Origin of the sequence: Mesorhizobium sp. M3A.F.Ca.ET.080.04.2.1 (assembly GCF_003952525.1) — a bacterium.
In the GTDB taxonomy this organism is placed as follows: Bacteria; Pseudomonadota; Alphaproteobacteria; order Rhizobiales; family Rhizobiaceae; genus Mesorhizobium.
On record NZ_CP034451.1, the window covers coordinates 3,688,134 to 3,701,342 of the forward strand.

At 64.9% G+C, this 13,209-nt stretch carries 11 protein-coding genes; 6 read left to right on the plus strand and 5 right to left on the minus strand.

The genetic code is table 11. From position 1 onward, the window contains the following. Positions 1–153: 153 nt before the first annotated feature. A complete protein-coding gene (locus tag EJ074_RS17705) occupies positions 154–1,188 on the minus strand; it encodes an aldo/keto reductase (RefSeq protein WP_095804771.1) in 1,035 nt (344 codons plus the stop codon). Then, the gene (locus EJ074_RS29730) at positions 1,155–1,331 is read right to left on the minus strand and encodes a hypothetical protein (protein ID WP_165349958.1); all 177 of its coding nucleotides are present in this window, start codon (positions 1,329–1,331) and stop codon (positions 1,155–1,157) included. The genes EJ074_RS17705 and EJ074_RS29730 overlap by 34 nt, the downstream gene beginning before the upstream one ends. Before the next feature lie 122 nt (positions 1,332–1,453). On the opposite strand from EJ074_RS29730, the gene EJ074_RS17710 reads away from it, so the two are divergent. Then, positions 1,454–2,359: a LysR family transcriptional regulator gene (locus EJ074_RS17710; RefSeq protein WP_095804770.1), complete on the plus strand. Its 906-nt coding sequence runs from the start codon at positions 1,454–1,456 to the stop codon at positions 2,357–2,359. A gap of 165 nt (positions 2,360–2,524) precedes the next feature. Here EJ074_RS17710 and EJ074_RS17715 read toward each other — a convergent pair whose 3' ends face one another. After that, positions 2,525–3,187 (minus strand): YggS family pyridoxal phosphate-dependent enzyme, encoded by a 663-nt coding sequence (locus EJ074_RS17715; protein ID WP_095804960.1) that lies wholly within the window; start codon positions 3,185–3,187, stop codon positions 2,525–2,527. A 148-nt stretch (positions 3,188–3,335) separates the two neighbouring features. Between EJ074_RS17715 and leuS the strand changes: the two genes are divergently transcribed. Both leuS and lptE read left to right on the plus strand, forming a co-directional pair. Continuing rightward, the gene (gene leuS, locus EJ074_RS17720; RefSeq protein WP_095804769.1) at positions 3,336–5,960 is read left to right on the plus strand and encodes a leucine--tRNA ligase; all 2,625 of its coding nucleotides are present in this window, start codon (positions 3,336–3,338) and stop codon (positions 5,958–5,960) included. Further along, on the plus strand, positions 5,947–6,519 hold the full coding sequence (lptE, locus tag EJ074_RS17725; protein WP_129553638.1) for an LPS assembly lipoprotein LptE: 573 nt from the start codon (positions 5,947–5,949) through the stop codon (positions 6,517–6,519). The genes leuS and lptE overlap by 14 nt, the downstream gene beginning before the upstream one ends. 311 nt (positions 6,520–6,830) lie before the next feature. Here the strand turns inward: lptE and fsa are convergent, their stop codons facing one another. Next, positions 6,831–7,487 (minus strand): fructose-6-phosphate aldolase, encoded by a 657-nt coding sequence (gene fsa, locus EJ074_RS17730; protein WP_095804767.1) that lies wholly within the window; start codon positions 7,485–7,487, stop codon positions 6,831–6,833. 91 nt (positions 7,488–7,578) lie between these two features. On the opposite strand from fsa, the gene EJ074_RS17735 reads away from it, so the two are divergent. From EJ074_RS17735 to EJ074_RS17745, 3 genes are all read left to right on the plus strand, one after another. Further along, the gene (locus EJ074_RS17735; protein WP_095804766.1) at positions 7,579–9,762 is read left to right on the plus strand and encodes a primosomal protein N'; all 2,184 of its coding nucleotides are present in this window, start codon (positions 7,579–7,581) and stop codon (positions 9,760–9,762) included. A gap of 43 nt (positions 9,763–9,805) precedes the next feature. Continuing rightward, a complete protein-coding gene (locus tag EJ074_RS17740; protein ID WP_095804959.1) occupies positions 9,806–10,501 on the plus strand; it encodes an aspartate/glutamate racemase family protein in 696 nt (231 codons plus the stop codon). Between the two features lie 137 nt (positions 10,502–10,638). Further along, positions 10,639–11,034 carry a DUF4345 family protein gene (locus EJ074_RS17745; protein ID WP_129553639.1) on the plus strand — a complete coding sequence of 132 codons (396 nt, stop codon included), beginning with the start codon at positions 10,639–10,641 and terminating at the stop codon, positions 11,032–11,034. Between the two features lie 10 nt (positions 11,035–11,044). Here the strand turns inward: EJ074_RS17745 and EJ074_RS17750 are convergent, their stop codons facing one another. Next, positions 11,045–13,015 (minus strand): acyltransferase family protein, encoded by a 1,971-nt coding sequence (locus EJ074_RS17750; RefSeq protein WP_165349959.1) that lies wholly within the window; start codon positions 13,013–13,015, stop codon positions 11,045–11,047. Positions 13,016–13,209: the final 194 nt, after the last annotated feature.

Sequence of the window (13,209 nt, forward strand, 5' to 3'; positions counted from 1 at the left end):
GCTCTGCCACGCTCTACGATCGAGGTAACGGAATGGATCCCCGGGTCTTCGCGACGCCGCTTCGCGGCTGCTCCGCCGGTGGATGACGAAGTTCGGAGGCTGCGGCTAATCCTGCATGTTCACGATCGCCTTGATAGGACGTTCGCGACTCAATCACACCGCCGGCGGGTTGAGCCGGGCGAACCCCTCCTGACGGCGATACGCAAAATAAGGATAGGGCGCAGTTATCGCGCTCGCTTCATCGAGCGCCTCCATCTGTTCGGCGGTCAAGGTCCAGCCGACGGCGCCGAGGTTTTGCCGCAACTGCTCCTCGTTGCGGGCGCCGATGATCACCGACGATACGGTGGGCCGTTGTAAAAGCCAGTTGATGGCGACCTGCGGCACGGTCTTGCCGGTCTCGGCGGCGACGGTCTCCAGCGCCTCGACCACGTCGAACAGCTGCTCGTCCTCGACTGGCGGGCCGAAGCTCGCGGTGTCATGCAGACGGCTCTGTTCCGGCAGCGGCTGGCCGCGGCGGATCTTACCGGTCAGCCGACCCCAACCAAGCGGACTCCAGACAAGCGCGCCGACACCCTGATCGATGCCGAGCGGCATCAGCTCCCATTCGTAGTCGCGCCCGACCAACGAGTAGTAGACCTGATGCGCGACATAGCGCGGATAGCCGTGCCTGTCGGCCAGGCCGAGCGATTTCATCACCTGCCAGCCGGAGAAGTTGGAGATGCCGACATAGCGCAGCTTGCCCGCGCGAACGAGGTCGTCAAGCGTCGACAGCACTTCCTCGATCGGTGTCATCGCATCGAAGGCATGCAACTGGAGAAGATCGATATAGTCGGTGCCGAGGCGCTTCAGCGCATCCTCCACCGACCTGATCAATCGTGAGCGTGACGAGCCGTAATCGGCCGCTCCGTCGCCCATCGGCAGCGCGGTCTTGGTCGAGATCAGAACTGCGTCGCGGCGTCCCATGATCGCCTCGCCCAGCACTGTCTCCGAAGCGCCATTCGAATAGACGTCGGCCGTGTCGAAGAGGTTGACGCCCGCGTCGAGGCAGATGTCGACCAGCCTGCGCGCCTCCGTGGCGTCGGTGTTGCCCCAGGCGCCGAACAGCGGGCCGGAGCCGCCGAAGGTGCCGGCGCCAAAGGAAAGCGCCGGCACTTTCAGGCCCGAGGCGCCGAGACGTCGATATTCCATGGTTCTGCTCCTTGTGATGTCGAAAGCGGATTGAAGTGTTCAGCACTGGATTGGCCGGTTCGCCGCGCGGCGGCGAGATCGGCGAATTCGGTGACGCCGATGGCGAAGGCGCCGGGGGTGAGTGCATCGAAAGCAAGTGACATGGCGCTGTCCGTTCGGTCGGGAGGGGCCGCTCCAGTCCCGCGCCCCGACCGCGAAGATCGTGATCCGCCAAGCTGTGAACCAGCCTTGCATCCGGCATATTTTCTGTGAAATAGATTCACGAATGGCGAGGCCAGAAATCAACCGTTCCGGCGAGATCGAAGTGTTCGTCCGCGTCGTCGAGACGGACAGTTTCTCGGCGGCGGCGCGGGCGCTGCGCATGACACCGTCGGCGGTGAGCAAGCTGATAGCGCGGCTGGAGGCACGGCTCGGCGCGCGGCTGGTCAGCCGTTCGACGCGCCGGCTGCAACTGACGCCGGAAGGGGCCGCTTTCCACGACCGCGCCTTGCGCATCCTCGCCGATCTCGATGCCGCCGAGCGCGAGGCGGCTGCGGGCGCGGCGCCGCGCGGCAGGCTGAGGGTCAACGCCTATGTGCCTTTCGGGCAGCACCGGCTGATGCCGCTGCTGCCTCGTTTCCTCGAATGCTATCCCGAGATTTCGGTCGAGGCGATGCTGACCGACAGCGTCATCGACCTCATGGAAGAGCGCGCCGATGTCGCCATCCGCGCCGGGCCGCTCAAAGAATCACGGCTGGTGGCGCGCAAGCTCGGCCAGAGCCGGATGGTGGTGGTCGCGGCGCCCGCCTATCTCGAGGCGCACGGCACGCCGCGCAACCCAGCCGATCTCAGCCGTCACAATCTGCTCGCCTTCGGCTTCGCCCGACATATCGATGGCATGCCTTTCGTCGACCGGGATGGCGCATCGACCGTGGTCCCGATCGTCGGCAACACGGCGGTGAGCGACGGCGAAGCGATGCGGCTGACCGCGTTGGCGGGAGCGGGCATAGCGCGGCTGGCGCGTTGGCATGTCGAGCCAGATATCGCCGCCGGACGGCTTACGCCGCTGCTGGAAGAATTCAATCCTGGCGACGAGGAGCCGACGCATGCCGTCTATGTCGGCCAGGGTAAGCATCTGCCGGCGCGTGTCCGGGCCTTTCTGGACTTCCTCGCAGAAACTGTGCGCCTCTAATTCTTGCTTTTTGCAGCCACGGCAGAAGACCGCCATGCACTTCCGGAACTGCTGCAAGCAAAACCCAGTTGCGCAAGGACCACCGGCTTCCAACACGCCAGAACACGTGGGCGGTCGATGCCGGCGATGAGAGCGGCCAACTGGCGCAGCCGGTCCCCGCTGGCCTCACCGGCTGCCGAAGATCGCCGAGCCGACCCTGACGCTGGTCGCGCCGAAGGCGATCGCAATCTCGTAATCGCCGGACATGCCCATCGACAGTTTTTCCACGCCGGCCTCGCGGGCGAGCCTTTCCAGCAGCGCGAAATGCGGTCCCGGGTTCTCTTCGGCCGGCGGAATGCACATCAGCCCTTCCACGGCAAGCCCATGGACGTCGCGGCAGCGCTCGACGAAACGAACCGCCTCGCGCGGCTCGATCCCTGCCTTTTGCGGCTCCGAGCCGGTGTTGACCTGAACGTAGAGTCTTGGCGCCCGGTCCTGCCTGGCGATCTCCTTGGCGAGTTCGGCGGCGATCTTCTCGCGATCGACCGTCTCGATGACGTCGAAGAGGGCGACCGCTTCCCTGGCCTTGTTGGACTGCAGCGGGCCAATGAGATGCAGCTCGATGTCGGGAAAAGCGTCCCTAAGAGCCGGCCATTTGGCCTGCGCCTCCTGCACGCGGTTCTCGCCGAAGACGCGCTGGCCGGCGTCGATCACTGGGCGAATGTCTTCGGCCGCGAAGGTCTTGGACACCGCGACGAGCGTCACGGCGCCGGGCTCGCGTTTTGCCTCGCGCTCGGCATTTGCGATCCTTGCCTTGACCGCGAGAAGCTGTTCGACGACGCTCGTCATGCCCATATCCTGCCCATAGTTTTAGCGTCCACGCCGGCTCGCCGCAGTTGACGGGTCCGGCAATCCATGGTGAACACCGCGACGACATTTTCTCGGGCTGCCGGCCTTGTCCGGCGCCGCGTAGCTGCTTTTAAGTGAAAAACATCCGATGGCAACCGAACGATATAATCCGCGCACGTCAGAGCCCAAATGGCAGAAGGCCTGGGCCGAAAAGAAGCTGTTCGAGGCCAGGAACGACGATCCGAAGCCGAAATACTACGTGCTCGAGATGTTCCCCTATCCGTCGGGCAAGATCCATATCGGCCACACCCGCAATTACACGATGGGCGATGTGGTGGCGCGCTACAAGCGGGCCAAGGGCTTCAACGTGCTGCATCCGATGGGTTGGGACGCCTTCGGCATGCCGGCCGAGAACGCGGCGATGCAGAACAAGGTCCATCCCAAGGACTGGACCTATGAGAACATCGCGGTCATGCGCGAGCAGCTCAAGGTCATGGGGCTGTCGCTCGACTGGGCGCGCGAGTTCGCCACCTGCGACGTCGACTACTACCACCGCCAGCAGATGCTGTTCCTCGATTTCGTCGAGAAGGGACTGGTCACGCGCAAATCCTCCAAGGTCAACTGGGACCCGGAGGACATGACCGTGCTCGCCAACGAGCAGGTCATCGACGGCCGCGGCTGGCGCTCGGGCGCGCTGGTCGAGCAGCGCGAACTGACGCAGTGGTTCTTCAAGATCACCGACTATGCGCAGGACCTGCTGGATTCGCTCGAAGGCCTCAACGAATGGCCGGAGAAGGTCAAGCTGATGCAGCACAACTGGATCGGCCGCTCGGAAGGGCTGCTGATCCGCTGGCCGCTGGCGGCCTCGGTCGCCGGCGAACATGAGCTGGAAGTCTACACGACCAGGCCGGACACCATCTTCGGCGCCTCCTTCATGGCGATCGCTGCCGATCATCCGCTGGCCAGGAAAGCCGCCGAGAACAATGTCGAGCTGGCAAAGTTCATCGACGAGGTGCGCCATATGGGCACCTCGGTAGCGGCGCTGGAGACGGCCGAGAAGAAGGGCTTCGACACCGGCATCCGCGTCGTCCATCCGTTCGACGAGAACTGGACGCTGCCGGTCTACGTCGCCAATTTCGTGCTGATGGAGTACGGCACCGGCGCCATTTTCGGCTGCCCGTCGGGCGACCAGCGCGACCTCGACTTCGCCAACAAATACGGCCTGCCGGTGATCCCGGTGGTGATGCCGGAAGATGGTGATCCGAAAACCTTCCAGATCATCGACGAGGCCTATGTCGACGACGGCGTGATGATCAATTCGCGCTTCCTCGACGGCATGAAGCCGCAGCGGGCGTTCGACGAGATCGCCAAGCTGCTGGAACAGAAGACGATCGGCAACCGGCCGATGGCGGAGCGCAAGGTGAATTTCCGCCTGCGCGACTGGGGCATTTCGCGGCAGCGCTACTGGGGTTGCCCGATCCCGATGATCCATTGCGAGGATTGCGGTGTGGTGCCGGTGCCGAAGGCCGATCTGCCGGTCAAGCTGCCCGACGACATCGAGTTCGATCGCCCGGGCAACCCGCTCGACCGCCACCCGACCTGGCGGCATGTGAAATGCCCGCAATGCGGCAAGGATGCGCGGCGCGAGACCGACACGATGGATACCTTCGTCGATTCGTCCTGGTATTTCGCCCGCTTCACGGCGCCCTGGGCGAACGAGCCGACCGAGCCCAAGGCGGCCGACGAGTGGCTGGCGGTCGACCAGTATATCGGCGGCATCGAGCACGCGATCCTGCATCTGCTCTATTCGCGCTTCTTCACCCGCGCCATGCGCGAGACCGGTCATCTCAATCTCGCCGAGCCGTTCAAGGGCCTGTTCACGCAAGGCATGGTGGTGCACGAGACCTACCGTGTCGGCAGTTCGTCGAACGGCCGCTGGCTGTCGCCTGGCGAGGTCCGGATCGAGGATGCCGACGGCAAGCGCCGCGCTATCGAGATCGCCACCGGAGACGAGGTCACCATCGGCGCGCTCGAGAAGATGTCGAAGTCGAAGAAGAACACGGTGAGCCCGGAAGAGATCACCGACGGCTACGGCGCCGACACCGCACGCTGGTTCATGCTGTCGGATTCGCCGCCGGAGCGCGACGTCGAATGGACGGACGAGGGCGCCGCCGGCGCGCATCGCTTCGTGCAGCGCGTCTGGCGGCTGGTGTCGATCGCGGCCGATTCACTGGCCGACGCGAAGCCGGCCGCGGCAAAGGAAGGCGAGGCCGGCGCCGTCTCCAAGGCCGCTCACAAGATCCTGAAGGCGATCGGCGAGGACATCGAGAAGCTCGGCTTCAACCGTGCCATCGCCCGCACCTACGAGCTCGCCAACGCGCTGACCACCCCGCTCAACGACGTCGCCGAGGGCAAAGCCGATGCGACGCTGAAGGCTGCCTGCCGCGAGGCGGTCGAGATCCTGGTGCACGTGATCGCACCGGTCATGCCGCATCTTGCGGAGGAGTGCTGGGAGACGCTCGGCGGCACAGAACTCGTCGCCGAACGGCCGTGGCCGACCTTCGATCCGGCGCTCGTCGTCGACAACGAAATCGTGCTGCCCGTGCAGGTCAACGGCAAGAAGCGCGGGGATTTGACAATTGCCCGCGACGCAGACCAAGGTGCCGTCGAAAAGGCGGTGCTGGCCCTCGACTTCGTGCAGAAGGCGCTGGAAGGCAAGGCACCGCGCAAAGTGATCATCGTCCCGCAAAGGATCGTCAATGTCGTTGCCTAAGACGGAAGTGACGCGTTGGCTGAGCCGCATGGCGCTTTGCGGTCTGGTCGCCTCGACCGCCCTGGTCTCGGCCTGCACGGTGCGGCCGCTCTACTCCAACGCGCCCCTGGTCGCGGGTTCGGACGCCGGCACGGCCTCGGCGCTGTCGTCGATCGCGATCAAGCCGGTCAGCACGCGCTATGCCCAGCAGGTGCGCAACTACCTGATCTTCGCCTTCGGCCAGAACGCCAACGAGCCGTCGAACCCGGTCTACACGCTCGATCTCGGCGTCAGCGAACTGGTCGAGTCGGCCGCATTGGTGCAGGTTCAGACCGACGAGGACGAGCCGACGGCCGGCACAGTGACGCTGACCGCCAACTATGTGCTGAGGGACACGGCGACCAATACGGTGATCTCGGTCGGCAAACGTTCGATCCCGTCTTCCTTCGACAGGCCGCGCCAGGAGTATGCGGCCTACCGGGCGCAGATCGACGCCGAGAACCGCGCCGCGCGCGAACTTGCCGATCTTTTGCGCCTGGCCATTGCCCAGGATCTGATCAGGCACGGCAAGAAAGCCTAGTTCTTCGCCCGGGATTGGCCGAAGCTTCTCCAACCTCGTCATCCCAGGGCGAAGCAGCCGCGAAGCGGCGTCGCGGAGACCCTGGGATCCATTCCGTGACCTTGATCGAAGAATGCAGCGGAGCAGAATTTCTGCACCCCTGCAGCTCCTTTGTAACGGAATGGATCCTCGGGTCTACGCGGTACGCTTCGCTTCCCGCTCAGCCCAAGGATGACGATCGCGATGGCGGTTCCGGTCGATCGCCAAGGGATGGCACTCTGCCAAGAAAAAGGCCGGGTGCCCGGCCTTTTTTTTACCTGGGAAAGATGAGATCAGCCGATCTTCTGGCCGGTCTTGGCCCAGTCGGCGATGAAGGCGGCAAGTCCCTTGTCGGTCAAGGGATGGCTGACCAGCGCTCTCAGCGTCGCCGGCGGCGCGGTGATCACATCGGCGCCGATGAGCGCCGCCTGCTTGACGTGGTTCACCGTGCGCACCGAAGCGGTCAGGATCTCGGTCTTGAAGTCGTAGTTGTCATAGATGGTGCGGATCTCGGAGATCAGCTCCATGCCGTCCGAACCGGTGTCGTCGATGCGGCCGACGAAAGGCGAGATGAAGGAGGCGCCGGCCTTGGCGGCGAGCAGCGCCTGATTGGCCGAGAAGCATAGCGTCACATTGACCATGCGGTTCATCTCGGTGCGGATGGTCTTGCAGGCTTTCAGCCCGTCCAGCGTCAGCGGCACCTTGATGGCGACATTCGGCGCGATCTTGGCCAGCACCTCGGCCTCGGCCATCATGTCCTTGAACTCGGTCGCCACGACCTCGGCCGAGACCGGGCCTTCGACGATGTCGCAGATCTGCTTGGTGACTTCGGAAATCTTGCCGCCCGATTTCAGGATCAGCGAAGGGTTGGTGGTGACGCCATCGACCAGACCCAGATCGTGCAGCTCCTTGATTTCCTTGATGTCAGCGGTATCGACAAAAAACTTCATGGCGGTCTCCTTGGAGATTTCCAGGTGCCTAACAGGCACGTTCGGGGGTCACCCTTTGCTCTAGACCAAAGTCGGGGCAAGGTCACGCCTGATGATGGAAGATTCGCCTTTTGTAGCGGCCGCACCCGTGCTGGTGCCGATGCCGGCCGAACGGCCCTACACCTATGCCGTGCCGGCCGGCATGCGCGTGGTGCCGGGTTCGATCGTGCGCGTGCCGCTGGGGCCCAGGCAGGTGGCGGGCATCGTCTGGGACGCCGTCGTCGAGACCGTCGATGCGAAGAAGTTGCGGCCGATCGAGGAAGTCTTCGACTGTCCGCCGATCGACAAGGGCATGCGCCGTTTCGTCGACTGGATCGCGCAATACACGCTGTCGGCCCCCGGCATGGTGGCGCGCATGCTGCTGAGGGCGCCTGAAGCCTTCGATCCGGAGCCCTGGATCGAAGGGCTGCAGCGCACCTTGGCCCAACCCGACCGCCTGACCGACGCCCGTCGGCGGGTGCTGGAGACGGCCGAAGGCGGACTTGCCTGGACGCGCTCGGGGCTGGCGCATGCGGCGGGCGTCTCCTCGACCGTCATCGACGGCTTGAGAGCGCAAGGCGTGTTCGAGACAGTGATGATCCCGCCGCGACCGGTGGTGGCGGCGCCCGATCCCTGCCATGCCGTGCCGGCGCTTATGCCGGACCAGAAGGCCGCCGCCGAGAAGCTGCGCGCGGCGATCGCGGCCGATGCCTTCAACGTCACCCTGCTCGACGGCGTCACCGGCTCGGGCAAGACGGAAGTCTATTTCGAGGCGGTGGCCGCAGCCCTCGGCAAGGACAAGCAGGTGCTGATCCTCTTGCCGGAAATCGCGCTGACGCATGCCTTCCTCGAACGCTTCCAGGACCGCTTCGGCGCCAAGCCGGCGGAATGGCATTCCGACCTGCCGCCGAGGATGCGCGAACGCGTCTGGCGGCAGGTGGCGGAAGGCGGCGTGCGCGTCGTCGCCGGAGCGCGCTCGGCGCTGTTCCTGCCGTTCAAGCAGCTCGGCCTGATCGTCGTCGACGAGGAGCACGACCCGGCCTACAAGCAGGAGGACCGCGTCTTCTACAATGCCCGCGACATGGCGGTGGTGCGCGGGCATATCAGCGGCTTTCCGGTGGTGCTTGCCTCTGCCACGCCATCGGTCGAGAGCCGCGTCAATGCCAGTCAGGGCCGCTACAGCAGGGCGGTGCTGTCGGCGCGCTTCGCCGAGGCAGCGCTCCCCGACCTGAAGTCGATCGACATGCGGCGTGCGCCTCCGGCGCGCGGCGGCTTCCTGTCGCCGATCCTGCTGGGACACATGCAGCGCACGCTGGAGAGACAAGAACAGTCGCTGCTCTTCCTCAACCGGCGCGGCTATGCGCCGCTGACGCTTTGCCGCGGCTGCGGCCATCGCTTCGGCTGCCCGGTCTGCTCGGCCTGGCTGGTCGAGCACCGCTTTCGCGGCCAGCTCGTCTGCCATCACTGCGGCCACAATGAGCGGCGGCCCGAAGCCTGCCCCGAATGCGGCACGCTCGATCATCTGGTCGCCTGCGGGCCGGGCGTGGAGCGCATCGCCGAAGAAGTTGTGGCGCATTTTCCCGAGGCGCGAACTATCGTGCTTTCGTCAGACCTTCTGGGCGGCGTGCGCCGGCTGCGGCTCGAGCTGGAGGCGGTCGCCAATGGCGAGGCCGACATCGTCATCGGCACCCAACTCGTCGCCAAGGGACATAATTTTCCGGGCATGACGCTGGTCGGCGTGGTCGACGCCGATCTCGGCCTCGCCAACGGCGACCCGCGCGCCGCCGAGCGCACCTTCCAGTTGCTCAGCCAGGTGACGGGGCGCGCCGGCCGCACCGGCAAGAAGAGCCTCGGCCTGCTGCAGACTTACCAGCCGGACCATCCGGTGATGCGGGCCATCGTCTCCGGCGATTCGGAAGCATTCTACGAGCGCGAGATCGCCGAGCGCGAGCGGGCGGCATTGCCGCCGTTCGGACGTCTGGCCGGCATCATCGTCAGCGCGGCGACTCGGGGTGAAGCCGAAACCCATGCGCGTGGCCTGAGGCGCGCGGCGCCCCAAGCCTCCGATCTCTTCGTGCTCGGGCCGGCCGAGGCGCCGCTGTCGCTGATCGGCGGCCGTCACCGCTTCCGTCTGCTCGTTCAAGGCGAGCGGCGCGCGGACATGCAGGGCTTCATACGCGCCATGCTGGCGGAAGGGCCGAAGGTGAGGGGCTCGGTGAGGGTGCAGGTCGATATCGACCCGCAAAGTTTTCTGTGACACCAATTGCGCCGCGGAGTGTCTCATGATGAAGACCGTTTCCATGAAAACCCTCGGCCTGCTCGGCGGCATGAGCTGGGAATCGACAGCAATCTACTATCGCCTGCTGAACGAAATCGTGCGCGAGCGCCTCGGCGGGCTGCATTCGGCGAAGCTCTTGTTGTGGTCGTTCGATTTCGCCGAGATCGCAGAGCGGCAGCATGCGGGCGATTGGGAAGGCGCAGGCGCCCTTCTGACGGAAGCCGCACGCGGGCTGCAGGCGGCCGGGGCTCAGGGCTTGGTGATCTGCACCAACACCATGCACAAGCTCGCCGACACGGTGCAGGCGGCCGTAACGATCCCGCTGATCCATATCGCCGACGCTACGGCTCGGGCCGTTGTCGATGCGGGTGTGAAGCGCCCCGCGCTGCTCGCGACACGCTTCACCATGGAGCAGGATTTTTATAAGGGACGGCTGGCAGACCGGTATGGCCTGCAGCCGGTGGTGCCGGGTCAGGCGGGCCGCGACCTGGTGCACAGGGTGATCTATGACGAGCTTTGCCAAGGCGTCGTGAGCAGCGGTTCGAAAGCGGCCTATGTCGAGGAAGTCGCCCGCATGCGGCGCGATGACAAAATCGACGGCCTCATCATGGGCTGCACCGAGATCACCATGCTGATCGCCCAGGATGATTTCGACATCCCGGTTTTCGACACAACGCGCATCCATGCCGAGGCCGCGGTCGAATTCGCGCTCGGCTAATGCGTGCCGCCCAGCGTGCGGCGGCTCTCGGCGCCGGCGCCTTCCGGGCGCCGGCCCGCAATTAGCCGGGCATCTGGCGCGGTGGTTTTCCTTCGCTAGAATGGCGGTGATTCAGGCCGATATCGAAGGGGGACACAATGGAATTCGCTTTTCCATGGCCGGCAAGCCAGGGCGAGTGGCTGGCCTGGTCGAGCGCCGTCGCGACCCTGCTCATCGGCCTGATGCTGTTCCTGGCGCCGAACCTTGCTTTCCGCATCCTGCGTCTGCAGGCCAAGCCGGAGAAGGCGGCAGCCATCGCCGAAGGACGGGGCCGCATGTCGGGCTTCTATCTCGGCGTCAGCCTGTGCTGCATTCTGCTGGCGCAGCCGTTGCTCTACATGGCGCTCGGCTTCTCCTGGCTGTTCACCGCTTTCGGCCGGCTGCTGTCGATGATGTCGGACAGTGCCAACACGCCGTTCAACTGGGCGTCCATCGTCGTGGAACTGGCGCTGGCGGCCCTGCCGCTCGCCTTCGCCTTCGGCTTCGTGCCTTGACCGGTTTCGTTCAGAGCCCGGCCTTCTGCGCCAGATAGGGAGCCAGCGCCAGCGAATAGGTGGCCGTCAGATGATGGTGATCGCGCCAGACGATGACATTGCCGACGACTGCGGGACATAGGTCCGGCCCGCATATGGCATCGATCATGTCCACGGCGGTAACGCTGCTGTTGTTTTCAGCCTTCGCGGCCACGACCAGCACATCGCTCGGCGTCCCCTCGCTGCGCCTGGTGGAGCATTTCGCCGGGGTCACGCTCAGGCAGTCGGAAGGGTCGAACTTCACATGGGGCGTGTTGCGGATGGCGACGATACGCGCACCCGTCCGGGTGATCCTGTCCCACAGGCTGCGCAAGCCCTCGATCATCTCGCCTTGGGGAACGGCGCCGTAGTTCGACTGGCTGGTGAACACCAGATAGGGCTTGAGTTTGACGATCTCGACCAGCACCTTTTCACGCCATTCGGCGCAGGCAGGGTAAGGCTTGTCCTTTCCGATGGTGACACGGCTGAACGGGCAGGCCGATTTCGTGAAGCTGACCAGCCTGAAATCGTGGTCTTTGGCGATCCTGTCGAGCGCCGGCACCCATTGCGCGGCGTGCGAATCGCCGACGAGGACGATGGTCTTTGCACCAGCGGGATCGCCCAGAGAACATCCGACCGGATCGGCGCTGTCGCCTTCCTGATGGCACTTCGAAGAATAGACCACCGGCACGTCCCGCGTGAGCCTCGCCAAGGGCGGAAGAAGCTCGACATCGGCCGGAGCCGGTGCGTTCCAGAGCAGGGCGGCGGGTCCAGGATAGGACGGCGTTCCGATCAAGGCGGTGTCGATGGTTTCTGCCCTGAGGGCAAGAAGCAGACCGCCTGAGACGAGGGCGCAGGCGAGCACTGCGACGGTGCCGTAGCCGAGCGGTTTCCACCACGCGCCCGGCCGGGCGCGGCGATAGCGCTGCTCCACATATCGATAGGAAAGGTCGGACAGCACGAGGGTCAACAGCGCGAGACCAATGCCGCCGGCCAATGTCGGTGAATTGCCCCGCGCCAGGTAGAAGGTCAGCAGCGGCCAGTGCCAGAGATAGATGGAATAGGAGCGGTCGCCGACGAAGCGAAGGATGCCTGAATCAAGTCCCCGAATCCGGATGTCTTTGCGATTGCCGGCCAGGATGACGCAAACGGTGGCGAGCGTCGGCAGCAGGGCAGCCGCGCCGGGGAACGGCGTTGCCGCGGAAAACAAAGCGGCCGATCCGAGAATTCCGGCCAGGCCCACGACGGCAAGCCAGCGGCTTGCACGGCTGCCTGGTCGAAGCCGGTGCTGGGCGAGAACCAGCAGGCCTCCCAGCGCCAACTCCCAGATGCGCGTCTGCGTGACGAAATAGGCCTGGGCGGCGTCCAGCCTTGTCATGACGATCGACACGATCAGCGATGCGACAAAGACGAGCGACAACGCTGCGGTCAGCGAACGCTGGACAGAGAGCCCCATGCGGCGCGACAGCCAGGCCACACCGATCACCAGCAGTGGCCAGACGATGTAGAACTGCTCTTCTATGGACAGCGACCAATAGTGCTGCACCGGGGTCGGCAGGCTGTCGGCGTCGAGATAGCTGACCGCGATCGCCGCGAGGCGCCAGTTCTCGACATAGAACGCGCTGGCGAGGATCTGGTTGGCGGTTTCCTCCCAGCGCGCCTTGGAGAGGAACAGCAAGCTGCCAGCCAGCGATGCGAGCAGGACAAGCGTTGCGGCCGGCAGAAGCCGCCGCACGCGCCTTGAGTAGAAGCCGATCGGGGACACGCGGCCGTCGCGCCTCGACATCTCAGCCAGCATGCCGGTGATCAGATAGCCCGAGATGACGAAAAAGACGTCGACGCCGACATATCCGCCGGGAAGCATCGTCGGCCACAGGTGGTAAACGACGACCGGGGCGACGGCCAGGCCGCGCAGCCCCTGTATCTCCGGCCGAAATCCACGCTCCGCGTCTATCGGCTGCAAATCATCACCGCATGTTCCCAAGGCCGCGCTGCAATGGCCAGCAACGCAGCAAGCCCCACCCAGAAGATGAGTGCTCCGTATCAAACTCCGGTTGCTGCCGCCATGGGAGCCAACCACAGGGATCAGCAAGCAAACCGGTCGCGGTTTGGAGGGGGTCACGGCCTTCTTCCACTGATGAGTGCAGGAAATTGGGT

Coding starts and splice junctions, on each gene's coding strand:
- EJ074_RS17705 (WP_095804771.1), bottom strand. CDS start 1,188: ATGGAATATCGACGTCTCGGCGCCTCGGGCCTGAAAGTGCCGGCGCTT.
- EJ074_RS29730 (WP_165349958.1), bottom strand. CDS start 1,331: ATGTCACTTGCTTTCGATGCACTCACCCCCGGCGCCTTCGCCATCGGC.
- EJ074_RS17710 (WP_095804770.1), top strand. CDS start 1,454: ATGGCGAGGCCAGAAATCAACCGTTCCGGCGAGATCGAAGTGTTCGTC.
- EJ074_RS17715 (WP_095804960.1), bottom strand. CDS start 3,187: ATGACGAGCGTCGTCGAACAGCTTCTCGCGGTCAAGGCAAGGATCGCA.
- leuS (WP_095804769.1), top strand. CDS start 3,336: ATGGCAACCGAACGATATAATCCGCGCACGTCAGAGCCCAAATGGCAG.
- lptE (WP_129553638.1), top strand. CDS start 5,947: ATGTCGTTGCCTAAGACGGAAGTGACGCGTTGGCTGAGCCGCATGGCG.
- fsa (WP_095804767.1), bottom strand. CDS start 7,487: ATGAAGTTTTTTGTCGATACCGCTGACATCAAGGAAATCAAGGAGCTG.
- EJ074_RS17735 (WP_095804766.1), top strand. CDS start 7,579: ATGATGGAAGATTCGCCTTTTGTAGCGGCCGCACCCGTGCTGGTGCCG.
- EJ074_RS17740 (WP_095804959.1), top strand. CDS start 9,806: ATGAAAACCCTCGGCCTGCTCGGCGGCATGAGCTGGGAATCGACAGCA.
- EJ074_RS17745 (WP_129553639.1), top strand. CDS start 10,639: ATGGAATTCGCTTTTCCATGGCCGGCAAGCCAGGGCGAGTGGCTGGCC.